This window comes from Exiguobacterium sp. Leaf187, from assembly GCF_001423925.1.
Lineage (GTDB): Bacteria > Bacillota > Bacilli > Exiguobacteriales > Exiguobacteriaceae > Exiguobacterium_A > Exiguobacterium_A indicum.
The window spans coordinates 548,749-575,300 of sequence record NZ_LMPR01000009.1; the positions used below are offsets into that span (position 1 = coordinate 548,749).

The following is a 26,552-nucleotide window of genomic DNA, read 5'->3' on the forward strand; positions in this document are numbered from 1 at the left end:
TCAAAAAGTTGGGAAAAGGGGAACGAGTCACCAAATTACACCATAGGGGGTCTATCATGAAACGTTTTTTCTCCGTACTGCTGATTGCAGTCATCTTCGTTGGCGTACTCAGTCCTTCGCTCATTGCTGAAGCAGCAACGAAATTAACCGTGACGACGGATGTTTTGCGCGTTCGCGAAAAACCGTCGACATCGAGTAAGATTCTCGGAAAGATTTACAAAGGAAACGTCTACAGTTCAAAAGGCACGTCTGGCAGCTGGTACAAAATCAGCTTTAAATCCCGCACCGGCTACATACACAAGGATTTCGTCAAATCGTCTTCGTCGAAGTACACATCGACCGGGACGAAGTATACGACGGTCGGCACACTTAACGTCCGGACGGGTGCTGGAACGAAGTATAAGGTCGTAGGGCAGCTGAATAAAGGGGTTGCCGTCGCGACATACGGCACGTCAGGGAGCTGGACACGGATTCTCTACAAGGGAAGCTACCGCTATATCTCGACGCAATACGTCTCGAAGTCGAAACCATCGACGACGACGAAGAAGCTAAACGTCCCGTACTACAACCAATATTCACTCGGGTATCCATCTGGCTGTGAGTTCGTCTCGTTGAAGATGGCACTCGAATACAAGAAAAAAGCCGTCTCTGCTGCGTCACTCTATAAGCAAATGCCAAAAAGTATGAAGAACGCGACGTATAAGAACGGAAAGTATTACTGGGCAGATCCAGAAAAAATGTTCACGGGGAATCCAGCCGGTACGCTCGACTACTACAAGAACTGGGGCATCTACCCGAAAGGGATCCTACCACTTGCGAAAAAATACCGCAGTGGTGCCGTTGATATCTCGAAACAAGGCGTCTCGAAAATTGAGAGTGAAATCCGTAGCGGTAACCCAGTCATCGTCTGGGCAACGGTCGATTTCAAGAATCCATATGGCTACTTTTCTTGGATCAAACCGGACGGTAAAACATTCACAGGCTACCGGAACTATCACGTCATGCTCGTGACAGGTGTCTCAAGTGGTTCGTTCTACGTCTCGGACCCATACCGCGGCAAGTACAGTGTCAGTCGCTCGCAGTTCACATCCGTTTTCAATCAAACGGGACAATATGCGTTATCTGTTCGTTAAACCCTCATCCGGTCGCTCCGACGCGACCGGATTTTTGTCATTTTCAGGCATATCGATACGAAATCTACTGTAAAATGAAGGAGTTCACCTGCTAGGTGTGTAAAAGAATGACAATGTATTCATGAAAGGAAGTGAAGAGATGGAAGATCCACGGATCACGCGTCTCGAGCAGGAGGTCGCGGCGTTACGACAACGAGTAGCTGCCCTTGAAGGACAGCACAATTCGCCTGTCGCACCTGAACCGAGCGAACCAGAAGTAAGTACAGTCGCTCGCCCAGCTCCGCGCCCTGCTTATACGAAACGAAAACCGGTTGTTCCTCCACCAACATTTAAGGAAAAACGCTCCCGCGAAGAATGGGAACAGGTCATCGCGACCGTCTGGTTACCCCGGATTGGAGCGATATTCGCTGCGCTCGGGGCTTTATTCCTTTTCTCCTACGCCTCGGTTGCCGGTCTGATCAGTCCACCTGTCCGCATCGGAAGTGGGGTCTTAATTGGTTTACTCGTCATCGCTCTCGGAGAATACCAGTATGAGAAGAAACGACGTGAGCTCGGGGTCGGACTTGTCGCGACCGGTACGATCGTCGCGTTGGCGGCACTGTTCGCCGGGATGGCCTTATATCAATTCTATCCACCGTCTTTAGCTTTCTTACTTGAGCTCGTCGTCGTCTTCATCGCGTACGGTTTGATGCTCTGGATGCGGTCGCAAGCCTTGCTCGTCCTCGTATCCATCACCGGTTTCTTATTACCGTATCTACAATTATCGGACGAGCCGAACTTACCGCTCTTCTTATTGTACGAAGTCGTCTTGTTCGCAGCGATCTTCTTTGCCGTTGACCGACTGAAGGCAAAAAAAGCGTTCGTCTTCGCTTGGGTGATCTTTACGATTGCACTCGCGTTCGGTCTACTCTCGTTAGAGCTCTACTGGCTTGATGAACAGGTACCACGACTTGATGAGTGGGCGGTCTTACTTGCAGCACTCTTTGGTTACGGTGCGACGTCGTTCGTCGGTCGACGCATCCAGTTTCAGCCAAACGTCCCAAGCTGGCTTGCCGGAATTGTCGTCTTACTGACGTTACTGATCCTTGATTGGTCGTTCGGAATGCTAGTAGCGATTCTGTTCGCCGGAATTGCCTACGTGCTTGCGGAACGATTGAAGGATCACGCTCAAAACGGCGTCGGTCACGTTGCCTTACTCGTCGCCGTCCTCTTGATTCCGGCAGATGCCCTCAGCTGGACGTATCAACTACGCTACTTCTTGATTGCCGGATTGATCGCCGCATTTTGGTTCGTTCCGCGGGCGCGCATGCCACATCAACGGTTGTTTAACGTCGGCTTGTATGTCGTCTTTATCTTTTCAGCCGTCATTGATTATGAATCCTATCAAAACATAGGTTTGTCCTACGCTTTGACTGTTCTCGCGATGGTCGTCGCTTCAACGGCATTCGTCTTGCTCCTCGTTCAGACACATCGTGATCCGCTCTGGAAAGGGTCATGGCAACTTGTCCTCGTTTTAGCCGCAATCGGGGTTTTTACGACCTACACGTTGATCATCATGGAGTTACCATTCTACCGCGGTCTTGAAGAGACGGCGCGTAGTACGACGTTGTCCGCTGCCTATATTGTCCTCGCACTCGTCCTTGTCGCGATTGGTCGGATGCGGACGTCGTCGACGTGGCGATTGTCCGGATTGTTGCTACTGACCATCAGTGCCGTCAAGCTCTTACTGTTCGATTTGTCGTTCCTGAGCTTATTCCAAAAAGCGTTCGTCTTCATTGGCTTCGGGATCGTCACGTTCATCATTTCACGGACGTACTTCAAAAAACGCAAAGAACAAGCCTGATAGAGCGCTTGAATCGGTTGAAATAAACCGGTTCAAGCTTTTTTTTATTGCAAAAAATTTTTATTGATAACGATTATCATTGTCGTCTATACTATTTAAGGAACTGACTTAATTAGTAACAGGGGGAACCATACATGAAACAAGCATTATTGATGACAGGGGCGCTCGCCGTCGTTTTAGCAGGTTGCAGTGAAGCGAAACAGGCGGAGACACCAGCACCGAAAAAAGAGAATTTTGACCAGGTCGTTGAGGATTACCGGACGTATGCGATTAACGAAATCGATACGTTCGTCCGCGAGACGGAAAAATTCACCGATGCCGTACAGGCTGGCAAGCTTGAAGAAGCGAAAGCATTGTACGCACCAACACGGATGTATTACGAACGCGCAGAACCAATCGCGGAAGTGTTCGGTGACCTTGATCCGAAGATCGATGCGCGAGCAGGCGACGTGAAAGCGTCGGAATGGGGTGGTTACCACCGGATCGAGCAAGGGTTATTTGAAAAGGGAACGACAAAAGGTTATGAAGCGTACGCGAAACAATTGATGAAGGACGTCCACTTACTTCGGGCAAAGGTCGAGACGGTCGAGGTGACACCAGAATTACTCGTCACGGGGGCGACCGATCTGTTAAACGAGGTCTCGACGTCAAAAGTGACAGGGGAAGAAGACCGTTATTCGCATACTGATTTATATGACTTCGCGGCAAACGTCGAAGGGGCTGAAAAAATTTACGAACTATTGAACCCGGCGCTGAAAAAACAAGATGCGGCGTTATCAAAAGAGATTGCGGCTCGCTTCAAGGATGTCCATGCGTTACTCGACGCGAAGAAAAAGGGCGATGGCTATGTCCTTTATACGAGTCTCTCGAAACAAGATGTCAAACAGATGAGTGTCGCCATCAATGAACTCGCGGAACCGCTCTCGAAGATGGGCATCGTACTGGAGGGATAAGCATGAAACCAATCCAAGAAGGTGTCACGCGGCGTGACGTTCTTAAGGTCGCGGGCTTGACGAGTCTCGGTGCTGCCCTGTATGCCAGTGGTCTTGAAAAGTTTCTTCCGCGGACATTGACTGTTGAAGCCAGTGATCAAGAGCCGTTCTACGGTACGTATCAAGCGGGAATTCTGACTCCACCACAAAATCACGTCCAAGTCGTAGCGTTTGATATCAAGACGGACCGACGCGACGAACTCGTTGATTTACTAAAGCGTTGGACGCGATTATGCGCCAGACTTGCGGCCGGGTTACCATATGGCGACTCTGAGTCCCGTTATGTTCCACCGGAAGATACGGGGGAAGCGGATGGATTATCTGCCGGACACTTGACGTTTACGTTCGGGTGCGGTCCAAGTCTGTTTGACGGTCGCTTCGGCATCCGTCATAAACGACCGGATGCCCTTAAACCGTTGCCGACGTTCGATCTCGATCGTCTGGACGAAAAATGGAGCGGTGGCGACCTCGTCGTCCAAGTGTGTGGTGATGATGCCCAAGTCGTCTTCCATGCGATCCGTAACCTCGTCCGTGTCGGGCGTGGGACGGTCGCGATGCGTTGGTCGCAAGCTGGTTTCCAGCGCAGTAAAGCAGCAGATGCCTCTGGTGGGACGCCGCGTAATCTGTTCGGCTTCAAGGACGGCACGGGGAATCCTGACGTCTCGAAGAAGCAGGTCCGGAAAGACTCTCTCTTTTGTCAGTGGCAAGACGGGACACCATGGTTGACGAACGGCTCGTTCCTTGTCGTCCGTCGCATCCAGATGCATCTTGAAGTCTGGGACCGGACGATTCTAAAAGAGCAAGAACGGACCTTCGGACGCGAACGTGCTTCCGGGGCTCCGCTTGGCTCAACAGACGAGTTCGCTTCCGTCACACCAGCGAAACGACAAGCTCGTGGCGAAGCCGCCTTACCGGTTGACTCGCATACCGCTGTCGCACACGGGGACGGGAAGACAGCGATCTTACGCCGTTCCTACTCGTATCAAGACGGCATCGATGAAAAGACGGGTGCCCTTGATGCCGGACTGCTGTTTTTATCGTATCAGCGTTCACCGAAACAATTCATCGAGATTCAGCGTCGTCTTGCCGCACAGGACCGATTGAATGAATACATCACGCACCGTGGAAGTGCCATCTTCGCTTGCTTCGGTGGAATCTCGAAAGGAGGCTACATCGGTGATGCGTTATTTGCGTAATCTCGTCCTTGTATTTGTACTCCTTATTGCCGGTCAACACGCGGTGCCCGTCCATGCTGCATCGACGGATGATCTCTATGTCGCAATCGGACAAGCCCTGTCTGCCGTCGCAAGTGAAGATCGCGCGGCACTGAATCAAGCGATTGATGAACTGAATCAAGCATCCAAAGACTTACCTGATCAACAAGCGGCAATCACGAAAGCCGTCAAACAGGTCGATGCGAAACGATCGGCAGCGTTTCCGGAAGTCCGCGAGCAACTGACAGCACTTTCTGCTGCCGTCCGGAAGCAGGAAGAAGCAACGAAACCGAAGACAGACCCAGTTGCGAAGTCAAAAGTAAAACAATTACTTTTGTTGACGAAAGAGATGCGGCAGGTCAAGGCGAGCGACCGTCCGGCAGCGGAGCAACGATTGTTGACCGCATGGGCGACGCACGAGAGTCTTGTTCGCAATGACAATGTCGGTCACTATGGCAACATCGAGATGGCGCTCGCGTCGATCCGGATCGCGGCGGCGCGTGATTCCGCGGATACGAAGGAATGGCAAGCCGCACTTGATCAGTTCGATACGGCCGTTCAGTCTTTCCTCGACGGAGAGAAAGTCCAGGCGAAGAAAACGGGACTGCAGTCGCTGCTGACGCCACTCGAGGAGGCGCAAACCGCACTAGCTGCAAATGATTTACCGAAAGCGAAACAAGCACTCGAATCGTTTCTGAAGACTTGGCCACGTGCGGAAGGCGAGGTCCGGACACGTAATGAAGGTCTCTATTCCCAGCTTGAATCAGATGTACCACTGTTACTTGCCCGCCTGACGCCGGAAACGCGGGAAAAGACGGCACAAGAACTCCAGTCGTTTGAGAATGCTATCGCACAATTACAAACGAAGACGCATTATACGTTTGTTGATGCAATGCTCGTCATGCTGCGGGAAGGTCTCGAAGCGTTACTGATCGTCAGTGCGCTCGTTGCTTTCGCACGGAAAAGTCGTTCAAAACAAGAAGGGAAGGTCTGGGCAGGCGCTGGGCTTGGTCTGATCGCAAGCGGTCTGTTAGCGCTCATCCTCCAGACGGTCTTTCAGGCCTCGTTCGCGGCGACGGGTCGGGAACAAATCGAAGGCTATACAGGAATCGTCGCGGTCGTTGTCATGTTGTTCGTCGGCTATTGGTTGCACTCGAAAAGCGCCGTTGCGAAACGAAAACACTTTTTATCAACGCTTTCGACGACGTCCTTGTTCTTCGTCAGCTTCTTGACGATCTTCCGAGAAGGCGCCGAGACGTTGTTATTTTATATCGGAATGGCACCAGCGATGACGAAAACTGCCTTATTATCCGGAATCGGTCTCGCGATCATCATCATCGGTCTCGTCTCGTATGCGGTCATCCAGATTGGTGTCCGTTTACCGATCCATCGTCTGTTCCAAGTCGCGTCGTGGTTAATCTATCTAATGGCGTTCAAGATTCTTGGTACGAGTCTGCACGCGTTGCAGCTGACGAACGTCTTACCGATTCATCCGATCAATGGACTCGGAACTGCCGGGTGGATTGGTTTCTACCCAACGCTCGAGACGCTTATCCCACAAGTCGTCCTGATGATTCTGATTGCCTTGTTTACGATCTGGCAAAAGCGGCGTGCGTCTTCAATCCAGACTGCTGCTTGATCCATTTTTCAATTTCAGGTTTCAACTATTATGTTCCGGGTATAACTTCTTATCAGCAGCTTGCTGCATGAAGGAGAGGGATTTTTATGCTTGAAACACGCATCGTACGAAACATGACCGCTGTCGACGCAGAAGTGACGAGCCTCAAATCAAGTGGCTATTCGAATAAACAGATTTACATCTTTGCCAAAGACGAAGAACTCGCGGAACGGATCGCGAATGACACACAGACGTTACCATACCGCGTGACGAAGAAGTCGTTCTTTGAGACATTATTATCAGCCGTCCGGAGTAACCGAAATGACCGGATTGCTCAGTTGTCCGAGCTTGGCATGACGAAGGATGTCGCTGAGGATCTAGAAGATGAAGTCCGACACGGGCGGATCGTCATCGTCGGTTCGAAGTCCGATTTACTGAATCCAGCGTTCGCGGCGTCTTACGTGACGGATGAAGCAACCGATTATGGTGCTGGAGTTCCGAAACTTGAAGACGAGGAAACGACGACGACGTTACCAGCCGATCAAAACGTCAAGTTAAAAGATGAATGATACAAAAGCCTCCTGTTTCTCAGCGTAGAGACAGGAGGCTTTTGTTTAGCCTTCTCATGGAAGGGAATGGGAAAATTGAGAGGAGGAAAGACAATGCAATTCTTATATGTTGGTTATTATGATGCAGACCGAATGGATGTTTTATCGAAGGAAGAGATCGATGCTTTGATGTCGCGTTGTGATGCGTTGATGAACACCTTCAATGAACAAGTCGATGTCCTATCAGACTGGCACCCGGGTCTTACGACACAAGCATTTTACTGGCAAGATGGGGTCGTACAGAAGAAAGTAGAGCCGGATCGAGCGCATGGAGAGCAGATTGGCAGTTTGATTGTCTTTGAAGCACGTGATTTGGATCATGCGATGGAACTGGCTTCCCTTCATCCGACGACTCAAGTCGCAGAAGGGGAATCTTACGGTTGGCGCGCAGAAGTCCGTCCATTATCAGGTACCTCTTGATGTATGGATTATGGACGACATTTACGACTCAAACCGGACAACGCGAACACGTCATCGCCCTGTTACTTGAAGCTGCGGCTTCTTTAGAGACTCATCCGAGTTGTCTGCACTACATCATCAGTATTTCTGACGAACCGGATGTGCTACATGTCCGTGAAATCTGGACGGATGCCGCTGCACACCTCGCGTCTTTAGAGTTACCGGTGACGCGGCGTTTGATTACGCAAGCGCGTCCATTGCTCGAGCATGTTGAACGCGTGCTCGAAGACCACCCGCTCGGTGGCAAAGGACTCATGTAAACCAAAAACCCCTCCTCTAGTCGAGAAGGGGTTACATGCTGTTAGGTTGTCGTCCACTGGATATCGATGACGTCCGACGATCGCACCATCCGGCGCATACCTGTCGATGTGACGAGTTCAATCGTTCCACGGTCATGAAAAATCGCTTGGATCGAACCGGATACCGTATCGAGTTGTTTTAATCGGACGTGGACCGTCTGTCCGGTCCGGACTGCACGTTCCATGATGTGTTGTAAGGAGAGGCGATCACGAACGATCGTCTCTTCGCGTGATTGATACAGATGTTCAAGATGAAGGATATGCTGGCGTGAAGTCAGTTGTTTCCACTTGCGATTCGATCGTTTTTTAGATGCGAACATGGCTGACCACCTCCTGAATTGAGTCGTACGCTAGATAGTCGTGCGCTCTGCTTCAGTTATTTCCCTTCACGAACAGTGCTTAAACACGTGCTCCTGACATTTTTTCACGAAACGCCTCGATTGCGGCAATCGCCTCTTGATCGTGCTCGACCTCACCTGGTGCATTCCCTTCGGCAAGAATCGCTGTCTCAAGCGTTGCGCCAAGGAACGATGCGATATGCTCGAACTGCGTGACGAGTGCTTGTCCTTTGACGCGTGGATTATCTCCTCCGACCGCAATCAAGTGGAATCGTTTCCCTGCCATCCGACGTTTGAATTCAAGTTCTTCATCGCGCAGTGACTCGCTGAATCGGTCAATGAATAATTTCATCTTCGTCGACATCGAGTACCAGTAAATCGGAGTGATGAACAGGATGTCATCGTGTTCAAGCATCTCTTCGACGATCCGGCGATAGTCATCGCCAATCGGCAAAAAGCCTCCGTGATGACGGCGGTCTTCAATCGGCTGAATCGAGACGTTCGCCAAATCGACAGCAACATGAGGGATTCCTTTCAATGCTTGTTCCCCGAGCCATTCACTGTTTCCTTTACGTGAGCTACCAAAAATCGTATACATATCGTGCATCTCCTTTTGAATTCGATTGTTCTATTCTATTCCAAACTGCACTGTCAATACACCGATATGCTCACAATTGGTTTTGAATAAGGGTTTTGCGGAAAAAGACAAGAAGACGAAAAACAAATAGGGGAGGAACAGTCGAATGGAGAGAAGCACGCTCATTGCGCTAGAAAAACACTTATATGCCATCCACCTCGAGATGGATGGACTGGCGCGCCTCATTACGAAACAATTAATTCATTTGAGCCAAGTGGCTGCATCCGTCGAACATTTTCGACGGATGAGCTTTGATATCTATAAAAATCGGACGTCACTCGAGCAGATTCCGTCACAAGTCTTGTATGAGACGGCACTCGACTACGAAGACTGGCTCGAGGAAGAGTTTGATGAGATTCCTGCTAGCTGGCAGCTGGCAACGAAAGAAGAAGAGGCACTCGAGCAGCTTTGGTGGTTCGAATTCTCACGAATTCAAGCGGAGCTTGAAGAATGGCTCAGTCTCTATCTGATTCGCCGGATTCGAGAAGACGTTCGTTACATGCCACCGGTGATCGAGAAAAATGCCTATGCTTTATCAGAGGATGCCCGCCATGTCTTTTGGCGCCTCTTACAACGCTCCGTCGCGAAGCCTTCATCAAAGATTAAGGCGAACCAACTGTCATGTCGGATGGGCATCGCTGAGATTGCCCGCTGTGCCCGACTTAATCAAGACCGGACGCGTCGTGCGATTGGTGAACTGACGCGTCGTGGTCTGATTGCGATCGAGGAAGATGATGAGAAGCTAAAAATGCGGCTCCGCCTTCAAGTCATCTGATTGAAGGCGATGAATCGTTCGATCATCCGTTCATCTCGACGTGCGGATGGACCAATCCAAATCAGGTGACCAGGACTTTTCGATTCAATGAACTGCGCGTGAGGAATGCTCCGTCGTGCGTGTTCCGAATGCTCGAACGGAACAGCACGGTCTGACTTCGAATGGACGATCAAGACGGGACACGTGACGGCTTCAAGCCGTTCTCGTTCGATGTCTTGTGTGATATCAAACAAGACACCTCGCCCAGGACCATTTTGAAGACCAACTTCATATAATAACGACGCATCCGTCTCACTAATGTGGGTACGGATCGTTTCGCGTGGTAACAGACTCGTCATCTCGACCATCCGAACTGCTGCTTCTTCAGGAAACTTGCGTATCTTATCCTTCACATACGTCCAAAGCCCCCACTGGATGAACTGTAAAGGACGTTGTAAGACCGGTTGGATCAGAAGACGATGGTACGGCAGGGAAATCCGGTGCGTCATCGCACACGCTAAGACAAGGGCATGGACGCCTGGATCCATTCCAGCAAGCGCGATTGCCGTCGGTCCGCCGGCAGAGATGCCATAAACGGTGTACTGTTTAATCTGACGGGAAGCAAGCCACTTAGAATAGAATGTTGCGAGCGCCTCTGGACTATCAGCGAGCTGAAGTGGGGTTTGTCCGTACCCGGGGCGTGACGGTACGATGACGCGATATCCTGCCGCGATTAACTTTTCGACATGGTAGACTTCTCGGTAATCCGATTGTGTACCATGAATTAATAAAATGACGGGACCACTCCCGCTATCCCGGTATTCAAAACGCTGACCGTTCCATTCTGCGATATAATGCATCCCAATTCTCCTATCTCTTAATTTTTACCATTTTATTGTTAATCTCGTGTTTATTTTCATGTATACTGTAAAGTATAACCAAACCATTGTGACTTAGGAAATGAGGATGCGTAGTGTCTAACGAAAAATTAACGAACCGTGACCGCTTACTTGCTGTACGAGAAATCTTCGAACGTCAGTCGGATGAAGACCATACGTTGACGCTTGAGCAATTGAGCACGGAACTCTCGAAACGAGGACTGATCGAGAAGCTATCCCGAAAATCGTTGAAGGATGATATTGCGGCACTTGCCAAATCAGGTTTTGACGTCGTGGCGGAAGAGACGAAGAATGGACTTGCCATTCCGTATCATCTCGTCAGTCGTCCCTTTGAGCATCATCAACTCCGATTGCTGGTCGATGCCATCGCCAGTGCGAAGTTTATCTCGGAAAGTGAGACGACGTCGCTCGTTCAGACGATTCAGTCGTTGACGAGTGATAAGATGGCGGAGTCTCTCCAGCCGGTACTACATACTGTCAAAAAACCAAAAGGAATGACGTCGCGCTCGATCGATACGATCCAGAAAGCTATCAGTGATGAGTTCGTCATCAGTTTCCAGTACCAAGGAAAGTTTAACGAACGGACGCGAAAGTTCGAGTTACGGAAAGATGGCGAGCATTACCTCGTTTCTCCGGCTCACCTGTTGATGGATAACGGAAATTACTATTTGATTGGACGTGATGAGCGGATCAAAGAGATTCGGACGTACCGGGTCGACCGAATCGTCAATTGTAAAGCGTTTGAACCGATGGAAGAACCGGTCCATGTCGAGCCGAGTTACTTAAGTAACATGTTCAACATGTATGGGGGAGAGAACGAGCAATTGACGCTTAAATTTCAGGAAAGTCTAATGCCGACCGTCGTCGACCGGTTCGGAACGGATATCCGCTGCCGTCGTCTCGATGACCTCTGGTTCGAAGTCAAGGTCGATGCGCTCTTTTCCGACGGGTTCATGATGTGGCTGATTCAATTCGGCAATCAGGCGGAAATCATTGCGCCTGTCGAACGCCGGGAGACATTCAAGAACAAGGTGGCAGGTCTTGCGACGATGTATCAAGTCGAAACACCTGCTCTTTAAGAGTTGAAGCAAGGTTCACTTGACCGTGGATCTTGCTTTTTTTAATTGTCGAGAAAAAAACTTTTTGTCGTTTTTTGTCGGATATTCATATTTGAATATTTTAAGCGAATAGTTCCAGTTACTATTAAGGATATCTGATACTTATGTAGGAGGAACGACATGCAACAGATGGAAAAAAGCCAATCAAACGGGATGCGGAAACTAGCTACTTTCCTCTTCTTCGTTTGTCTATCCTATACATCGTGGTACTTATTCTCACTTTTTGTCTTTCATCTCGTGTTTCCAGAAGATGTCGTGACATCCTTAGATATCGTCGTATTCGGATTCAGTCCGCTCGTCGCTCTTGTCGTCACCATCGGCTCGTTACGCTTGATCGAACGACGCATGAAACCTAAATTCACACCGCTTTTATTGATCGGATACATCCTTTCGACAAGTGTGCTGATTTATTACTCACTTGCTAACGAACTTCTGCCCCGACTGTGACTTGCAACTCCCTAACAATTGGCATATGCTACGCTTATAGCTTGCTAGGTAAGGGGGGATACGATGAACGCACAGTATATCCTCGACTGGATGCCGCTCGTGATTCCTGTCGGTGCCATCGTCTTTATTGTCGTCATTGCGCGTAAGGCTTCAAAAATCGATGCTGAAAAGTAAGGAGACTCCATTCAGGGAGTCTTTTTTTATTGGATCCTGTTGTTACTTTATTCGCACGATTTCCCTATTGTGAAAAAACATAATGTCACCCATTTCTATGGTATAAAGGAACTAGGCGAAAGACCTAATATTAGGAAATCATGGAGGGACAGATGAGACAAAGGACCGTCATGACTTTACTTGCACTCAGTATACTGCTTACCGTATGTATGATGAAAAAAACAACATTGACGCCAAAGGCCAGTACCATCAATCTCACCATCGCTGTCGTCGGAAAGGCTCCAGCACTTACGCAATCCCCGGACTTCCACTCGATTGATCTGCAGGATATCAAAGGGGATTTACGACGTTACGATGCCGTCATGATCATGCCGGAGTACTTACATCAGGCATCGGGACGTGACTATGCCACCGTCTACCGGAAAGCACAGATTCCGTTTTTCTTCATCGGCTCTCAAAAATCCGTCGAACCATTTCTTGATCCGAGTCTCTCCTATGAGGAAAGCATCTCGGTGCCGAATCCGACGTTTGCGGCTGGTATGCTCTATGACGATACACAAGAGACGACCTGGTTGTTCGGTGAGGGGATCGAACGACCGAATCGTTCTGAGCAACTGAAGATCTATCAATCAATCTTTCAAACGATTGAACAGAGTCACCTAATAAAGTAACGCTTACATGAAAACAGACCGAAGCGCTCGGAAGTACATCCATTTCCGAGCGCTTCGGTCTATTATTCGTCAATCGACTTGTTTCGTCGGGGCTAAGACGATTTCTCGAATATTGACGTGTTGTGGTTGCTCGAAGGCGAATAAGACGGTGTCCGCGACGATTTGCGGATCGAGACCACCGTCAATCGACTGTTTCCATTCGTTGTAGCCGTCCTTAATCGCGTCACTTGTCGTATGACCGAGTAATTCCGTCTCGACGACTCCTGGTGCGATCGTCATGACGCGTACACCGTGAGAGGCGACTTCACCCCGGACGTTCTCACTCATCGAGTGGACGGCGAATTTCGTGCCGACGTATGCGGCATGGTCGGCGAACGTCTTTTTACCGGCAATCGAACTGATATTGATGATCGTACCGGTCTTCCGCTCTACCATCGAGGGAAGGACGGCTTGCATCCCGTGTAAGACACCGAGCGCATTGACGTCAAACATCTCTTCCCATTCTTCCGCTCCTTGCGTCTCGATTTGACCGAGTAACATCCGTCCTGCATTGTTGATGATCGCTTCGACCGGTCCGAACGCTTCCGTCGCGTCTGCTAAAGCAGCATCGAGGGCAACTCGGTCGGTGGCTGCGACTTGGCGAATCAAGACATCGTCTGAAGCAAGGCTCGCCAGACGGTCAATCCGTCGTCCGAGCAATAAGACGCGGTACCCTTTCTGAATGAACGTTCGCGCAATCGCATGCCCGATTCCTGACGTGGCACCTGTGATGGCAATGAATCCTGTTTTCATGATATCGTCTCCTTATTTGATATGATAGATTGAAGATAACAGAGGGAAACCAATCCGAGAAGTACGCACTTTTAGGTCAGTCGGTTACCTTTTGGTAAGGGAGGGGACGGTATGCCGTATCTAAATGAGTTCGATGCGACGATGCGTCAGATTCAAGGCAAGTGGAAAGTGATGATCTTGTACGAGCTGCACGAAGAAGGGACAGTACGTTTTAATACACTGGAGCGTTATATCCAGGACGTCTCACCAAAGACGCTGACGCAACAGTTGAAACAACTCGAACAAGATGGCTTGATTACACGGACCGTTTACCCGGAGATTCCACCCCGCGTCGAATATGCCTTGAGCGAAAAAGGAATCTCTTTGATTCCCTTACTTGATGCGATTTGCGACTGGGGTCTTGCGACGACACCACGCAACCAATTGATGCGCACGTTATGCGACGAGGAAGCCCCCGCTCCATGAGCAGGGGCTTTTTGTTAACGTTCGATTTGTTCCCGTACTTGACGGCGGAACGTCTGGATGTCGTAAGCTGGTTCACTTGGACTGAACTCGATTCCGTCAATCAGACGCGCGTTTGGTGACGCATCCGGGAACTCGATCCGTGTCAGCCATTCAAGCGTCGTCTCTTCATGGCGTCTTGGGAAGGCTTGCTCGAGTTGAGAGGCAATCTTCAGAAGCGGATGATGACTATGCCGCTTTGGCGCATGCGCCCGTACCTGCTTGGAGTGCTTGACGGTTTGTTCTCTTTCGATTGCTATGACTTTTCGCTTCCGGATGACATAAAGCGTAACCGCAACTAAGATCACGGTCAGAAGCGTCGTTGCGATCCAAATCCAATCCGGTGTTCCTGCCTGGACGGCAGCTTGATCCACGTCTTGAACACCTTTGATATTCTTTAGCCCCATTGCCCGGTTCGTCATCGTGTCCGCTTCTCGACCAAGTGGTTCCGTCCAAAGGAATAATGAACCGAATGCTTCAAATAGCGGACGAATCGCACTCGTGACGGATCCGACGAGCGCTTCTTTCGTGAGCCGGAAGACGACAGCGATGATCAGCCCCGCGCTGAGGACTAACGCGATCGTCGGTAAGATACGCCGCCATTCTGTCATGTACGTGACGACGAATGGATACGCAATGACGAAGACCAAAATTAAAAATGCGCCAATCGGTGGTGTCACTCCTGGGAATAATACCATCACGACGCCGATGACCATCGCACTCGTAGCGTATCGCCACGGCGAATCGACCGTATCAAGAAACGCGGTCCAGGCGACGAAGACGAGCGCTAAGACGCTAGCTACGGGAGAGAGGAAATATAAGGACCCCGCTACGAGTAGCTGTAATCCGATGCGAAGCGAACGATGCGGCACGAAGGCAAGTGCCGGAAGAGCGAGCGCGAGATAGAACGGAACCGGTAACAGACTCGCAAGGAATATCCACCAGAGAATCATGCGCTCACTCCTTTCTGCCGGTGACCGAGATGGATCTCCGCCGTCGTCGACGGTACACTACGTTGCAATCGTTTCGTGAAGTACCGGCGTTCGAGCGGTAGATCGTATTCGGAAATCCGAGCAAGGCATTCCATCGTCCGTAGGAATTGATGTTTTCCCATACCAGACGGAACATGGTACCACTGCCCGGATCGGTTGACCATCGAAATCCAGAGGCTGTAGGAAGCCCCTTGTTTCTCGAGTTCACGGATGATCGTCGCGGCACGCGATAATAGTTTCTCGAAGTCCGAGCGGAGAGCGAGTCCGTCTGCGGACAAGCCATCGACGATGACGGCATAATCATGGTTACGTTTCCGGTCATATTGATACGAGTACAGTTCATTCGTCTTCGCATAAGCGGACCAGTAGATCGACTTCGCATCTCCGGAGTAGGGAACGACGGAGTGGAAACTCGAGCGATCGGTGAACGGACTCGAGCGATCAATCGTCTCACCGGGAATCATCCGTTCATTCCACTCGACCGACGCTGGTGCAAAGTCAGGGAAGACGTGACCCAGCTCTTGGATATTAAGCGTCACATAGATTGTGATCAAATGAAACGGATCCGAGATCATGACGTCAAACGACTGAATTCGAATCGTTCCCCGGTGAGCGGCAATGACATCGATTGAAAACGGCACAATCGTCTGTTTGCTGACATATAAGTGTTGACGCCAAAATTGACTACTCGCATCAGGAAGCTTGATCTGATCCCCGAGCAAGCCAGAAATCGTGATGCGACCGAGTGGTAACTTCGTTGGGTTCGATAACTCGAACGGTATCTGGATCGTTTCCTCTCGAAAAGCGCGAACGGTCTCAAGGAGGCGGACGCGAATCCGCTTCGCAACGTATTCGAGATAATACGGCATCACCCAGCCATATAATGTATAGGCGAGTAATAAAGCCGCAATCCAGACAGGACCATAGAGACCGACGATGACGCCGCTTGCACCTGTCATCGTAAGAATGATGAGGTTAAAGCCTTTTGGTATGATCAATTGCATGATTACACCTCAGTTGGAACAGTGAGTGAATCGAGGACTTGCTCGACGAGACGTTCGTTCGATAGCTTCAGCGTCGCTTCGAGCGTCAAGACGAGACGGTGGGCAAGCAATGGCGTCGCCAAGTGCTTGACGTCCTCTGGTGTGACGTACGTCCGCTCCTGCATCCAGGCCCGTGCTTTCGCGGCTTTTAAGAGTGCGAGCGTCGCTCGTGGACTCGGTCCAATCTCAACGTCACGATGGGCGCGGAGTGCGTCACAGACATCGAGTAAGTAGTTTTCGACGCTATCTTCGATCGAGACGGCGATGACTTCCTCTTTCCAGTCATTGAGTTGTTCGAGCGGAATCTGTAGTTCGGCTGCTGTTAAGTGTGCTCCACGTAATAATGCCTTCTCCGCCTGACGTGTCAGCGGAGCGAACGACAACTTGAACAAGAAACGGTCGAGTTGGGCATGCGGCAGTGGGAATGTGCCGTGTCCATCGAATGGATTTTGTGTCGCGATGACAAGAAAGTGTTGCGGTAACGTATAGGAGGTATCCCCGATCGTCACTTGTCCTTCCGCCATTGCCTCGAGCAATGCTGACTGTGTCCGTGGCGTCGTCCGGTTAATCTCATCGACGAGGACGATGTTCGCAAACAGCGGACCAAACCGTTGTTCGAACGATCCTGTCAGCGGGTTGAACAGCTCCATCCCAAGTAGATCGGTCGGTAACGTATCCGCTGTACATTGAATACGTGAGAACTTCGCTTCGAGTGTCTGCGCTAGTGCTTTTGCTAGTGTCGTCTTACCGGTCCCCGGACGGTCTTCGAGCAACACATGACCTTCTGCGAGCAAGCCCATCAATAAATGATCAATCACATCGTCCTGACCAAGGACAGATTGTTTGAGTGATGTACGTAACGTTTGAAACATAGATGATTCCCCCTTTAAGATGCATCGTATTTCTAAAGTGTACGAAAATTCAGAAAAAACTGCTAGTGATTTTCCAGGAATCACGCATAAAGAAATACGTCTATCTTTTATACTACCAGTTTCATCCAAAAGTTTCGTGAAATATCAAAAAAATTGAAACAGGATTATGAAGTTACTTAGCGAATAGAAGGATATAGTCATTAGAATAGGGGGGATGGACAGATGAAACTACATACTACCGAATCGAACTCTACTCTAAACCAGCAGCAGGACGTTGCTCACAGTCCTATCGACGAGTATCAACGGATTGTTGCTGGAGGACCTCCGAATCGCCGAGCCTTTGCCGCGATTCGTCGGCTCCCATTCGCATTACGTTTGCTGACGTATACGATCGGTTCCTTATTCACAGCAGGCATCCTCGCTGGACTCGTCATCAGTCTACTCGGTTAAAAAAGACTCCCTCAGCATTCCGAGGGAGTCTCATCATTCTTCAAAGAGATCATCCATCAACTCGGAGATCTCTTTTTTACGTGCGTTCGTCTCATCGCGTAAGATCCGAATCGAACGTCCGGTCCAGTCAAGTCGGTCGCCGATCGTTGCCTGGCGCGGTAAACGACTTTTCGGTAACGTGATTGTCTCGCGTTCGTCGGTTTCGCAAATCGCTAGATCGTCTTCAAAATCTGCTAGGGTCAATCGCATCTGATGCACCTCCACGTCTCGTTATTCCGGTCGTAAATCGGTCCGGTTCGATTCCTTGATGCCGTCACCGGTCGAGATATACTGAATCGTTCCACTTTGATCGGTCCGGTCAATCGTGATCCGTTCTGCTTTCAGTTCCTGTAAAACGGAGGGACGTGGGTGACGATAGGCATTATCCTGCCCTGCTGAGATCAAGGCACGCTTCGGATCAACGGCTTGTAGGAAGGGCAGGGAGGACGATGTGTCTGCTCCGTGATGCCCAAGCTTCAAGACATCGGCGCTAAGATCGACATCTGACTCAAGCAATTGTCGTTCCGTCCGGATCGGTGCGTCGCCCATGAAGAGGAACCGGTCCTGTCCATGTTCGACCCGCAGGACGGCACTCCAACTGTTGAGATCCTGCGTTCCGTCCGTTAGGGGAGCAAGGAACGTAAAGCGTGCAGCTTCACTCGGTATCTCAAGACCTGCCTTAACCGACTTGATCGTCACCCCTTCGCGTTTGACGGCAAAGAGGAAATCGCGGTATGTCTCTGTCGTATGCGTGACACGTGGGGCATAGACGCTATCGACTGGAAAGGCATCGAGGACGGTATCAAGTCCACCGATATGATCGGAGTCCGGATGTGTCGCAATGACTGCTGTTAAGCGTTTGACACCCAATTCTTGCAGGTAGCGGACGACATCCTCACCTTTGCCGTTATTCCCGCCGTCAATCAAGATTGCGTCTTCCTTCGTCCGGATGAACGTGCTATCTCCTTGACCGACGTCAAAACCGTAGACCTCCATTTGTCCCTCTGTTGGGGCAGGGGGCTCTTCGTCCCGTGTCGTATAGAAGATGACGATCAGGCAGAGTGCTAACAGAATCGTTGATCCCCATTTCAACATGTCGGTTCCTCTTTCTCGAACAGATAGAGCATGCCGTTACGCGGATGACCGAACCGTGGCCCCCGGTAACCGCGCCGTTTCAAGGCAGCACGCATCAAAATCATCATACCGCCATGCCCGACGAGTAAGACCCGTTCATCATCCTCGAACATCAGTTGATTCAACAGGACCTCAATCCGTTCATTCGCTTCCTTGATCTCCGCTTGAATCCGTTTGCTGAACGGGGCTGCGAGTCGACCGAGGACCGCCCAGCCAAGAAACGGTAACCGTAGATTCGACTGAATCGTCGGAAACGGTACTTCCCGTAGTAGATCCGTCACGATGATCTCTTTATCGTAGACACTCTTCGCCGTCTGGACGGCGCGTGGCATGCTACTGGCATAACAGACTGTCCAGTCGATCTGACCGAGCTCGACCGGTTGAATATCGATGTCTGACGTATCATACCGTTCAATCCATTTTTCAATATCGCTGGCGCTGATCCAGCCTTTCGTCGGGTATCCTTCCGTCACCCGGTGATGTCTCACTAATCCAATTTGTTTCATACTTCGTGCGACGGTCAAGACCGTCTCCCTCACTTTCATTCATCGTTTAGAGTGCGACGCGAATCGCGAGTCCGCATAAAATCGCACCTAAGATACTGAGCAAGCTCCCGATGATGTAATATTCCGCAAAGCGGCGATCTTCAAACTGTTTAAAACGGGCCAGTGCCTTCAAAGCAATGATGAAGCCAATCGCTCCGGTTGCGTTCGTGACGACGAGCAGGGTAATGATTGCCCGTTCGACGAGACCGATATAACGCCCGATTCCGTTTAATTCCGTCGTATAACTGCGCGCAGAATCTTCGACTTCATGTGTGACGGTCCGTGAGACGCCGTCGAGTTGCTCCTTACGTGTCACTTTTCGCTCGAAATGCGCTTCGATCAAGCGCGGAGCAAATGGTGCGAGCATTAAAGCAATCCCGTGACCGAGTAACTCCGTCGTCACTAAACTAAAGCACAGAATCCAGAGGACCTGCTCGGGTCGCGCGAACGACAATGACCAATCAATCGGAACGAACACCCATGTCAAGGCAATGATGGCAGCGATATGTAACGCTTGATCGATCCAGTACGCCGCTGCTTGCTTGACGCGACGTTTGAGCGGGGAAGCATCGAGTAGGGCGTGAAACACGAGAATGCTCCCTCCTAGCCATCCGGAGATGTCGAGGGTCAACTGCCCTCGGATGACGAAGAACGCGAGGACAAGTAGCATCAGAGACGCATGGACGGCAAGATGTTGGAACAAGATGCGTCGGTGTCGATGTTTCAGTTGCGCCATCCGTCTCGTCTGTAATGGAAAATCAGCAAGTAAGTGGACAAGGATAAGGCTAAGTAAGACAGTCACCGAATCGCCTCCCAGACTTGGAATTGCTCCAGTGCCTGTGCCAAGGCAGCTTCAAGTCGCTTGCGTTGCTTACGCTGCGAGCGAGAGACGAGTTTTGCGACATTCGCGCGAGCATCTTGTTCCTTAAAGCCCATCTTTAAACCGATCTCTTCATACGTATCATCCGGATATTGATCCATCAACCGGTGCAACTCAATTTGACGGTCCGTCTTCCCGAAATACGCCGGATAGAGCATCTCAAGATAACCATTCAGCAGGGCGGTCGGTAAGTAGGGCGGTCCAGCAAAGGCGATCTGTGACGGAAGCGTCTTCGCCAATTCCTGTGCTTCAAAGGCATGAATGATCGCACTGCCATTGGCTTCTTCAGCTTGGGTCGTTGAAATCGTCTCATATTGACCAAATCCGATCCCGATGTAACCTGGTAATTCTTGATTCAATAAGTGCAGCATGACCGGATAACTGACCGGATAATCCGCAAATACCGCCAGTAAGCTATCACCGGATTTGATTTGGAACGGAACGATACTCGTAGGAAATGCAGTATTCAGATCGTTCGCGAGTTCTCGGAGCGCTTGAAGTAATGCTTCTTTGCTCGGATAATCGCGGGAGCCTTTGACATCAAACGACAAGGCAACAGCTTGCATGACGATTCCTCCTGTTCATTTGTTGCCACAATCATGGAAACATTTGATTTGTTACCGTTAAAAAGGTAACATTCGCGGTGTTACTGTTATTAGAGTAACAAAGAATGAAGAAGAAGACCAACAGGACGATAGACCGATTTTTAGATGACAGGGGGGATGAATGAATCTGACCAGAAAATCATTTTTTTATTCAAGTTAACATAACATATATTATCAATAGTTATAAGATTTTGTCTCATAATCAAGGTAAACTTAAGATAGTGAGACAAAACAAAAAAACACGGAATTAACCGTGTTTTCGACAATCATACGGACGTGTCCGTTCCAATCGATGAATCAAACGATCCAGGAATATATGATGGCGGCGTTCAAGTTGCGTGATCCGATCAAGTGGCAACCACGCGAAATCAAAGAAATCACCGCAATCCTGACCGTCACCAGCCACACAATGCGTCCAGCGGTTCTCTTGGCATTCGATGTGCGCATGGTAGAAATACGTGTAATGCACCCGCATTCGCTCCGGATAGCGCATCTCTTCTTCGCCGATGTACTGGACGGATGCTAACGAGAGACCACTTTCCTCAAGCGTCTCACGGACAGCCGCTTCTTTTGCGATTTCAGCATCTTCGATCGTACCTGCGGGGATCTGCCAATCACTCTCAGGAGCCGATTGTGGATGAAAAACAAGTAGTTCCCATCCGTTAGGTTTTTCCCGAGTGATATAGATTGCTACTTTTTCGCGACGTCTGAATTTCATCTTCATCACCTCTCCAAGGTCGGCAGATTGCACAACAAGCAGCTAAAGGGACGGTCCCGTAGCTGCTTGATCAATTGACGCTATAAGCAAAGCTGCGGAGACGCGTGACCCGACGCTTGTTCGTGACGAATCGTGACCTGACTATTTCTTCTATTGTAGCCGTTATTGGTCAGTGTTTCAATTTGTAAACGATATTTATAGCGATAAATCTCAAAATTCCGAGCATTCGTCTCAAAATTCCCCCTCTCCTGCCCCGCTAGATCTAAAAAAGCTCCCCCGTTATCCGGAGGAGCCTCGTCTTATCGTGTATACCAGTCGAGTAAGGGACCGAATTTCTCTTCATCGTAGGCAAATGAACCGTTCGATAAACGGTCGAGGAACGATAACGAACCGATTTGGATCGTTTTTTCCTGCTCTTTTCCGCTGAGGACCAATTCTTTCGCTTGTGTGACGTCGATCAATGCTGCGACTTGGTGTGGTTTCGATTTCAAGTCACGGAGCAACTGTAAGCCACGGAGCGCACGGCTCGAGACTTGGAACTGATCCGCGAGGCGCATCTTCTTCAAGGCACCCCGTTGCGTCAAGAGAACGATCTGTGGTGCTTCCTTGAAGCCAATTGCACCCGCGACGACATCCTGATCCTTCAGGTTGATCGCTTTAACACCAGCAGCCCGGACACCAACGACAGGAACGTCATCTTCTGTGAACCAGAGACCGAAACCGTTCTGTGTTGCAAGGAACAGCCCCGTTTGACCCGTTGAGACCTGAGCATACAAGACTTCGTCGTCTGCCTTCAAACGGACACCTTGAAGTGGTTTTGACTTCCGCTGGGCGTTGTAGTCACTCAGTTTCGAGCGTTTGACCATCCCTTGACGAGTCACGAACAAGCAATGCTGTGCTTCGTCGAACGAGCGGACGAGATCCGCTGAGAGAACCCGGTCACCCGGTTCGAGTGGAACGAGGTTCGCGACGTGTTGACCGCCATCTTTCCACTTCGTATCCGGCAATTGATGGACCGGAATCAGCAAGTAATTCCCGCGAACGGTCCAGACGATCAAGTGATCCGTCGTCATCGCTTGCCCTTGGAGCAACGGACGATCCTGTTCTTTCAAGTCCGGTAAGTCGTTCGAGGCACCGAATGAACGTAGCGACGAACGTTTGACGTAACCGTTTTTAGACAGGAAGACCATCGTTTCTTCGACAGCGATCATGACTTCCGTCTTCAGCTTCAGTTCTTCAACTTCCGCTTCGATCGTCGAGCGACGTTTGTCCGCGACTTGTTCCTTCAAGACTGTCAATTCCTTGATGATCAGACGATTCCGTGTCTTTTCATCGTTGAGGATCTTCTCGAGACGAGCGATCTCCTTCTCGAGTTTCGCTGCTTCTTCCTGCAACTCAAAGATATCGGTGTTCGTTAACCGGTAAAGTTGAAGCATAACGACGGCTTCCGCTTGACGGTCCGTAAAGTTGAAACGCGTGATCAGCTTGTCTTTCGCGTCCGCTTTGTTCGACGCAGAACGGATCAAGGCAAGCGTCTCATCGAGAACAGAGATTGCTGTCATCAAGGCAGAAACGACTTCCTGACGGCGTTTCGCTTGTTCGAGGTCAAACGCTGTCCGGCGGATGACGACTTCTTTGACGTGTGCGAGATAGGCATCGAGGAGTGTCAAGACGCCCATTTGCCGCGGTGTCCGCTCATGGATCGCGACCATATTGTAGTTATAAGCAATTTGTAAGTCAGTCTGTTTGAGGTAGAAGTGTAAGACACCTTCTGCGTCCGCTTCCTTCTTCAACTCGATGACGACCCGTAAGCCGTCGCGGTCGGTCTCATCACGGACTTCAGCGACACCTTCGACCTTTTTATCAAGACGGAGTTCTTCCATCCGTTTAACGAGATTCGCTTTATTGACCTCATACGGGAGCTCCGTGATGACGATTTGCTGACGACCACCCCGCAGTGTCTCAATCGTTGAGCGCGAGCGGATGATGACTTTCCCGCGTCCTGTCTCGAACGCCTTCTTGATGCCGTCAAGCCCTTGAACGACACCACCAGTCGGGAAATCAGGACCTTGCATGTGCGTCAACAAGTCATCGACGTTCTGGACCGTACCGGAAATCCGACCAATCGCAGCATCGAGGACTTCTCCCGCGTGGTGCGGTGGAATCTCAGTTGCGTAACCAGCGGAAATCCCCGTCGAACCGTTCATCAACAAGTTCGGCAGGAGCGACGGTAAGACGAGCGGTTCTTCCGTCGTATCATCGAAGTTCAGCGTGTAATCGACGGTTTGTTTGTTGATCCCGTCGAGAATCAGACTCGAAACTTTCGAAAGACGGGCTTCCGTATACCGCATTGCTGCCGCGCTATCACCGTCGATTGACCCGTTGTTTCCTTGCATATCGATCAGCGGGTAACGGAGTTTCCACTCTTGGCTCAAGCGGACCATTGCTTCATAGACCGATGAATCACCGTGCGGGTGATAGTTACCGATGACGACACCGACCGTCTTCGCCGATTTCCGGTAGGCCCGGTCGAACAGGTTGCCTTCCGTATGCATCGCATACAAGATTCGGCGTTGAACCGGTTTCAGACCATCCCGGGCATCCGGTAAGGCACGATCTTGGATGATATATTTCGAATAACGACCAAACCGGTCGCCGACGACTTGCTCGAGCGACAGGTTCAGGATGTTTTGTAGATTAGACATGTTCGTTCACACTCTCTTTCGTCACGTGCTCATTCTCGATGATCGAGAGGTCTTCCGCGAGACCGAAGGCGACATTGTCCTCGATCCACGTCCGGCGGTGCCCGACGTTATCGCCCATCAGGACAGAGACGCGTTTTTCGGCAACAGCAGCATCGTCGATCGTGACCCGAATCAACGTCCGTGTCTCAGGATCCATCGTTGTTTCCCAGAGCTGTGGTGCATTCATCTCTCCAAGTCCTTTGTAACGCTGGATCATATAACCTTTACCGAACTTCTTCGTCGTTTTCTTGAGCGTCTCTTCGTCCCAGACATATTCGAACTTCTCCGATTTGCCTTTCCCTTTTGAGACGCGGTAAAGCGGTGGTAAAGCAACAAAGACCTTCCCAGCGTCGATCAACGGACGCATGTAGCGGAAGAAGAACGTTAACAGCAAGACTTGGATGTGCGCGCCATCGGTATCGGCATCGGTCATGATAATGACTTTGTCGAAATTACAATCCGACAGGTCGAAATCGGCTCCGACACCGCCACCAATCGCGTGAATGATCGTGTTGATCTCTTCATTTTTCATGATGTCAGCGAGTTTCGCTTTTTCCGTGTTCAAGACCTTACCACGGAGTGGAAGAATCGCTTGGAACGTCCGGTTTCGTCCTTGTTTCGCAGAACCACCGGCAGAATCACCCTCGACGAGGAACAATTCATTCTTGTCTGCGTTTTTCGAAGCAGCAGGCGTCAGTTTTCCGTTCAAGATGCTCGAGCGTTTCTTTTTTTTCCCGTTTCGTGCTTCTTCGCGGGCTTTCCGTGCTGCTTCACGCGCTTGTGCTGCGCGGATCGCTTTTTTGATCAACAGCGTCGCCGTTTGCGGGTTCTCTTCCAAGTACGTCGAGAGACGACGGCTGATGACAGCGTCACAGCTCGTCCGCGCTTCCGGCGAACCGAGTTTCGACTTCGTTTGTCCTTCGAACTGGAGGAACTCTTCCGGAATCCGGATCGAGACGATCATCGTCAACCCTTCGCGGATATCATTTCCGTCAAGGTTCTTATCCTTTTCCTTCAAGAGCGTGTTCTTTCGGGCATATTCATTCATAACCCGTGTCATCGCCGTCTTCGCACCGACTTCGTGTGTTCCACCGTCGCGTGTCCGGACGTTGTTGACGAACGACAGGACGTTTTCCGAGTACGCATCCGTGAACTGGAAGGCGATATCGACTTCGATCTCGTTTTCCGTACCTTCGAACGCAACCGTCGGATGCAGTGTATCTTTATCATCATTCAAGTACTGGACGAATTCGCTGACACCGTCTTGGTACTGGAAGATATCTTGTTTATCAGACCGTTCGTCCGTCAGCGTAATCTTCAGACCTTTCAGCAAGAAAGCGGATTCGCGTAAGCGTTCCGCGAGCGTATCGTAGTTGTATGTCAACGTACTGAAGATCGAGCCATCTGGTTTAAAGTAAACGCTCGTTCCTTTTTGACGCGTCGTACCCGTTTCCAGCAACGTCGTCTTCGGCATCCCACCGTTTTCAAACGTTTGCTCATATTGTTTCCCGTCACGGAAGATCGTTACTTTCAAATCCGTTGATAAGGCGTTAACGACCGACGCCCCGACGCCGTGTAAGCCACCGGACGTCTTATATCCACCTTGACCGAACTTACCACCAGCGTGAAGGACCGTGAAGATGACTTCAGCAGTCGGCTTTCCCGATGCATGCATCCCCGTTGGCATCCCACGTCCATGGTCACGGACCGTGATTGCATTATCTTTATGGATCGTAACGTCAATTTGTTCCCCGAACCCTGCGAGTGCCTCATCGATCGCGTTATCGACGATCTCGTAGACGAGATGGTGAAGTCCACGGTGATCGGTTGAACCGATATACATACCTGGGCGCTTCCGGACTGCTTCGAGTCCTTCGAGCACCTGTATGGCATCATCATTGTAGTTATTTAAGTCTGTCGCCATTCATTTCACCTCAAAATTCGAAAGTACGACGTCGTTTTTACAAACGTTCGTTCGTTATTTCGAGTAGTCTGTCTCTAATTGTAGGCATCTTCTTGCTTCCTGACAAGCA

The 26,552-nt window shown here is 50.3% G+C and carries 29 protein-coding genes; 14 read left to right on the forward strand and 15 right to left on the reverse strand.

The features are described from left to right. Positions 1-56 precede the first annotated feature (56 nt). From ASF99_RS07010 to ASF99_RS07045, 8 genes are all read left to right on the forward strand, one after another. Positions 57-1,133 (forward strand): C39 family peptidase, encoded by a 1,077-nt coding sequence (locus ASF99_RS07010; protein WP_035397379.1) that lies wholly within the window; start codon positions 57-59, stop codon positions 1,131-1,133. A gap of 139 nt (positions 1,134-1,272) precedes the next feature. Next, on the forward strand, positions 1,273-2,976 hold the full coding sequence (locus tag ASF99_RS07015; protein ID WP_055968110.1) for a DUF2339 domain-containing protein: 1,704 nt from the start codon (positions 1,273-1,275) through the stop codon (positions 2,974-2,976). A 134-nt stretch (positions 2,977-3,110) separates the two neighbouring features. Next, positions 3,111-3,929 carry an iron uptake system protein EfeO gene (gene efeO, locus ASF99_RS07020; RefSeq protein ID WP_023468309.1) on the forward strand — a complete coding sequence of 273 codons (819 nt, stop codon included), beginning with the start codon at positions 3,111-3,113 and terminating at the stop codon, positions 3,927-3,929. Between the two features lie 2 nt (positions 3,930-3,931). After that, positions 3,932-5,164: an iron uptake transporter deferrochelatase/peroxidase subunit gene (gene efeB / locus ASF99_RS07025; RefSeq protein WP_023468310.1), complete on the forward strand. Its 1,233-nt coding sequence runs from the start codon at positions 3,932-3,934 to the stop codon at positions 5,162-5,164. Next, the gene (locus ASF99_RS07030; protein ID WP_055968112.1) at positions 5,148-6,821 is read left to right on the forward strand and encodes an FTR1 family protein; all 1,674 of its coding nucleotides are present in this window, start codon (positions 5,148-5,150) and stop codon (positions 6,819-6,821) included. The genes efeB and ASF99_RS07030 overlap by 17 nt, the downstream gene beginning before the upstream one ends. Before the next feature lie 86 nt (positions 6,822-6,907). Then, positions 6,908-7,369, forward strand: coding sequence for a general stress protein (locus tag ASF99_RS07035; RefSeq protein ID WP_023468312.1), 462 nt, complete (start codon positions 6,908-6,910; stop codon positions 7,367-7,369). Positions 7,370-7,462: 93 nt separating this feature from the next. Continuing rightward, positions 7,463-7,828, forward strand: coding sequence for a YciI family protein (locus tag ASF99_RS07040; protein ID WP_023468313.1), 366 nt, complete (start codon positions 7,463-7,465; stop codon positions 7,826-7,828). Then, positions 7,828-8,127, forward strand: a complete 300-nt coding sequence (locus ASF99_RS07045) for a putative quinol monooxygenase (RefSeq protein WP_235515880.1) — start codon at positions 7,828-7,830, stop codon at positions 8,125-8,127. The genes ASF99_RS07040 and ASF99_RS07045 overlap by 1 nt, the downstream gene beginning before the upstream one ends. 41 nt (positions 8,128-8,168) lie before the next feature. Here ASF99_RS07045 and ASF99_RS07050 read toward each other — a convergent pair whose 3' ends face one another. Then, on the reverse strand, positions 8,169-8,486 hold the full coding sequence (locus tag ASF99_RS07050; RefSeq protein WP_023468315.1) for a hypothetical protein: 318 nt from the start codon (positions 8,484-8,486) through the stop codon (positions 8,169-8,171). A 79-nt stretch (positions 8,487-8,565) separates the two neighbouring features. Continuing rightward, on the reverse strand, positions 8,566-9,102 hold the full coding sequence (locus tag ASF99_RS07055) for a flavodoxin family protein (protein WP_035397365.1): 537 nt from the start codon (positions 9,100-9,102) through the stop codon (positions 8,566-8,568). Positions 9,103-9,247: 145 nt separating this feature from the next. Here ASF99_RS07055 and ASF99_RS07060 point away from each other — a divergent pair, with 145 nt between their 5' ends. Then, entirely contained in the window at positions 9,248-9,916 is a 669-nt protein-coding gene (locus tag ASF99_RS07060; RefSeq protein WP_023468317.1) for a hypothetical protein, read from the forward strand. Here the strand turns inward: ASF99_RS07060 and ASF99_RS07065 are convergent. Beyond that, a complete protein-coding gene (locus ASF99_RS07065; protein WP_055968118.1) occupies positions 9,904-10,755 on the reverse strand; it encodes an alpha/beta fold hydrolase in 852 nt (283 codons plus the stop codon). The genes ASF99_RS07060 and ASF99_RS07065 overlap by 13 nt on opposite strands. Positions 10,756-10,868: 113 nt before the next feature. Here ASF99_RS07065 and ASF99_RS07070 point away from each other — a divergent pair, with 113 nt between their 5' ends. From ASF99_RS07070 to ASF99_RS07080, 3 genes are all read left to right on the forward strand, one after another. Then, complete coding sequence (locus tag ASF99_RS07070) at positions 10,869-11,873, forward strand: helix-turn-helix transcriptional regulator (protein ID WP_035397361.1); 1,005 nt, start codon at positions 10,869-10,871, stop codon at positions 11,871-11,873. A 159-nt stretch (positions 11,874-12,032) separates the two neighbouring features. Continuing rightward, positions 12,033-12,359, forward strand: a complete 327-nt coding sequence (locus tag ASF99_RS07075; protein ID WP_055968121.1) for a hypothetical protein — start codon at positions 12,033-12,035, stop codon at positions 12,357-12,359. Between the two features lie 326 nt (positions 12,360-12,685). Beyond that, positions 12,686-13,204 (forward strand): hypothetical protein, encoded by a 519-nt coding sequence (locus tag ASF99_RS07080; RefSeq protein WP_162236802.1) that lies wholly within the window; start codon positions 12,686-12,688, stop codon positions 13,202-13,204. Positions 13,205-13,273: 69 nt separating this feature from the next. Here ASF99_RS07080 and ASF99_RS07085 read toward each other — a convergent pair whose 3' ends face one another. Further along, on the reverse strand, positions 13,274-13,996 hold the full coding sequence (locus ASF99_RS07085; RefSeq protein ID WP_055968128.1) for an SDR family oxidoreductase: 723 nt from the start codon (positions 13,994-13,996) through the stop codon (positions 13,274-13,276). A gap of 111 nt (positions 13,997-14,107) precedes the next feature. Between ASF99_RS07085 and ASF99_RS07090 the strand changes: the two genes are divergently transcribed. Then, a complete protein-coding gene (locus ASF99_RS07090) occupies positions 14,108-14,461 on the forward strand; it encodes a winged helix-turn-helix transcriptional regulator (RefSeq protein ID WP_023468323.1) in 354 nt (117 codons plus the stop codon). Positions 14,462-14,475: 14 nt separating this feature from the next. On the opposite strand, the gene ASF99_RS07095 is transcribed toward ASF99_RS07090, so the two are convergent. From ASF99_RS07095 to ASF99_RS07105, 3 genes are read right to left on the reverse strand one after another with little or no spacing between them, the layout of a single operon-like run. After that, positions 14,476-15,450: a hypothetical protein gene (locus tag ASF99_RS07095; RefSeq protein ID WP_023468324.1), complete on the reverse strand. Its 975-nt coding sequence runs from the start codon at positions 15,448-15,450 to the stop codon at positions 14,476-14,478. Further along, positions 15,447-16,493 carry a DUF58 domain-containing protein gene (locus ASF99_RS07100; RefSeq protein WP_055968130.1) on the reverse strand — a complete coding sequence of 349 codons (1,047 nt, stop codon included), beginning with the start codon at positions 16,491-16,493 and terminating at the stop codon, positions 15,447-15,449. Before ASF99_RS07100 ends, ASF99_RS07095 begins: the two co-directional genes overlap by 4 nt. 2 nt (positions 16,494-16,495) lie before the next feature. Then, positions 16,496-17,404 (reverse strand): AAA family ATPase, encoded by a 909-nt coding sequence (locus ASF99_RS07105; protein WP_023468326.1) that lies wholly within the window; start codon positions 17,402-17,404, stop codon positions 16,496-16,498. A 222-nt stretch (positions 17,405-17,626) separates the two neighbouring features. Between ASF99_RS07105 and ASF99_RS07110 the strand changes: the two genes are divergently transcribed. After that, a complete protein-coding gene (locus tag ASF99_RS07110) occupies positions 17,627-17,854 on the forward strand; it encodes a hypothetical protein (protein WP_023468327.1) in 228 nt (75 codons plus the stop codon). A 33-nt stretch (positions 17,855-17,887) separates the two neighbouring features. On the opposite strand, the gene ASF99_RS07115 is transcribed toward ASF99_RS07110, so the two are convergent. From ASF99_RS07115 to parE, 8 genes are all read right to left on the reverse strand, one after another. Next, complete coding sequence (locus tag ASF99_RS07115; protein WP_023468328.1) at positions 17,888-18,103, reverse strand: DUF3006 domain-containing protein; 216 nt, start codon at positions 18,101-18,103, stop codon at positions 17,888-17,890. A gap of 21 nt (positions 18,104-18,124) precedes the next feature. Continuing rightward, on the reverse strand, positions 18,125-18,985 hold the full coding sequence (locus ASF99_RS07120; RefSeq protein WP_055969481.1) for a ComEC/Rec2 family competence protein: 861 nt from the start codon (positions 18,983-18,985) through the stop codon (positions 18,125-18,127). Then, entirely contained in the window at positions 18,982-19,551 is a 570-nt protein-coding gene (locus ASF99_RS07125) for a histidine phosphatase family protein (RefSeq protein WP_023468330.1), read from the reverse strand. The genes ASF99_RS07120 and ASF99_RS07125 overlap by 4 nt, the downstream gene beginning before the upstream one ends. Positions 19,552-19,579: 28 nt before the next feature. Next, positions 19,580-20,374: a DUF3307 domain-containing protein gene (locus tag ASF99_RS07130; RefSeq protein WP_055968134.1), complete on the reverse strand. Its 795-nt coding sequence runs from the start codon at positions 20,372-20,374 to the stop codon at positions 19,580-19,582. Further along, positions 20,371-21,018, reverse strand: coding sequence for a hypothetical protein (locus ASF99_RS07135; protein ID WP_035397351.1), 648 nt, complete (start codon positions 21,016-21,018; stop codon positions 20,371-20,373). The genes ASF99_RS07130 and ASF99_RS07135 overlap by 4 nt, the downstream gene beginning before the upstream one ends. Positions 21,019-21,304: 286 nt before the next feature. After that, positions 21,305-21,775 (reverse strand): NUDIX domain-containing protein, encoded by a 471-nt coding sequence (locus ASF99_RS07140; protein WP_231681758.1) that lies wholly within the window; start codon positions 21,773-21,775, stop codon positions 21,305-21,307. Positions 21,776-22,074: 299 nt separating this feature from the next. Further along, entirely contained in the window at positions 22,075-24,480 is a 2,406-nt protein-coding gene (gene parC, locus ASF99_RS07145; RefSeq protein ID WP_055968136.1) for a DNA topoisomerase IV subunit A, read from the reverse strand. Next, positions 24,473-26,443 carry a DNA topoisomerase IV subunit B gene (gene parE / locus ASF99_RS07150; RefSeq protein WP_023468335.1) on the reverse strand — a complete coding sequence of 657 codons (1,971 nt, stop codon included), beginning with the start codon at positions 26,441-26,443 and terminating at the stop codon, positions 24,473-24,475. The genes parC and parE overlap by 8 nt, the downstream gene beginning before the upstream one ends. Between the last annotated feature and the right edge of the window lie 109 nt (positions 26,444-26,552).

What these genes read in the sequence shown, in the direction of transcription:
- ASF99_RS07060 (WP_023468317.1), top strand. Translation starts at nt 9,248, where the DNA reads ATGGAGAGAAGCACGCTCATTGCGCTAGAAAAACACTTATATGCCATC.
- ASF99_RS07095 (WP_023468324.1), bottom strand. Translation starts at nt 15,450, where the DNA reads ATGATTCTCTGGTGGATATTCCTTGCGAGTCTGTTACCGGTTCCGTTC.
- parE (WP_023468335.1), bottom strand. Translation starts at nt 26,443, where the DNA reads ATGGCGACAGACTTAAATAACTACAATGATGATGCCATACAGGTGCTC.
- ASF99_RS07085 (WP_055968128.1), bottom strand. Translation starts at nt 13,996, where the DNA reads ATGAAAACAGGATTCATTGCCATCACAGGTGCCACGTCAGGAATCGGG.
- ASF99_RS07010 (WP_035397379.1), top strand. Translation starts at nt 57, where the DNA reads ATGAAACGTTTTTTCTCCGTACTGCTGATTGCAGTCATCTTCGTTGGC.
- ASF99_RS07075 (WP_055968121.1), top strand. Translation starts at nt 12,033, where the DNA reads ATGCAACAGATGGAAAAAAGCCAATCAAACGGGATGCGGAAACTAGCT.
- parC (WP_055968136.1), bottom strand. Translation starts at nt 24,480, where the DNA reads ATGTCTAATCTACAAAACATCCTGAACCTGTCGCTCGAGCAAGTCGTC.
- ASF99_RS07015 (WP_055968110.1), top strand. Translation starts at nt 1,273, where the DNA reads ATGGAAGATCCACGGATCACGCGTCTCGAGCAGGAGGTCGCGGCGTTA.
- ASF99_RS07065 (WP_055968118.1), bottom strand. Translation starts at nt 10,755, where the DNA reads ATGCATTATATCGCAGAATGGAACGGTCAGCGTTTTGAATACCGGGAT.
- ASF99_RS07115 (WP_023468328.1), bottom strand. Translation starts at nt 18,103, where the DNA reads ATGCGATTGACCCTAGCAGATTTTGAAGACGATCTAGCGATTTGCGAA.
- ASF99_RS07090 (WP_023468323.1), top strand. Translation starts at nt 14,108, where the DNA reads ATGCCGTATCTAAATGAGTTCGATGCGACGATGCGTCAGATTCAAGGC.
- ASF99_RS07050 (WP_023468315.1), bottom strand. Translation starts at nt 8,486, where the DNA reads ATGTTCGCATCTAAAAAACGATCGAATCGCAAGTGGAAACAACTGACT.
- efeO (WP_023468309.1), top strand. Translation starts at nt 3,111, where the DNA reads ATGAAACAAGCATTATTGATGACAGGGGCGCTCGCCGTCGTTTTAGCA.
- ASF99_RS07045 (WP_235515880.1), top strand. Translation starts at nt 7,828, where the DNA reads ATGTATGGATTATGGACGACATTTACGACTCAAACCGGACAACGCGAA.
- efeB (WP_023468310.1), top strand. Translation starts at nt 3,932, where the DNA reads ATGAAACCAATCCAAGAAGGTGTCACGCGGCGTGACGTTCTTAAGGTC.
- ASF99_RS07135 (WP_035397351.1), bottom strand. Translation starts at nt 21,018, where the DNA reads ATGCAAGCTGTTGCCTTGTCGTTTGATGTCAAAGGCTCCCGCGATTAT.
- ASF99_RS07080 (WP_162236802.1), top strand. Translation starts at nt 12,686, where the DNA reads ATGAGACAAAGGACCGTCATGACTTTACTTGCACTCAGTATACTGCTT.
- ASF99_RS07105 (WP_023468326.1), bottom strand. Translation starts at nt 17,404, where the DNA reads ATGTTTCAAACGTTACGTACATCACTCAAACAATCTGTCCTTGGTCAG.
- ASF99_RS07055 (WP_035397365.1), bottom strand. Translation starts at nt 9,102, where the DNA reads ATGTATACGATTTTTGGTAGCTCACGTAAAGGAAACAGTGAATGGCTC.
- ASF99_RS07040 (WP_023468313.1), top strand. Translation starts at nt 7,463, where the DNA reads ATGCAATTCTTATATGTTGGTTATTATGATGCAGACCGAATGGATGTT.
- ASF99_RS07140 (WP_231681758.1), bottom strand. Translation starts at nt 21,775, where the DNA reads ATGAAATTCAGACGTCGCGAAAAAGTAGCAATCTATATCACTCGGGAA.
- ASF99_RS07100 (WP_055968130.1), bottom strand. Translation starts at nt 16,493, where the DNA reads ATGCAATTGATCATACCAAAAGGCTTTAACCTCATCATTCTTACGATG.
- ASF99_RS07035 (WP_023468312.1), top strand. Translation starts at nt 6,908, where the DNA reads ATGCTTGAAACACGCATCGTACGAAACATGACCGCTGTCGACGCAGAA.
- ASF99_RS07030 (WP_055968112.1), top strand. Translation starts at nt 5,148, where the DNA reads ATGCGTTATTTGCGTAATCTCGTCCTTGTATTTGTACTCCTTATTGCC.
- ASF99_RS07110 (WP_023468327.1), top strand. Translation starts at nt 17,627, where the DNA reads ATGAAACTACATACTACCGAATCGAACTCTACTCTAAACCAGCAGCAG.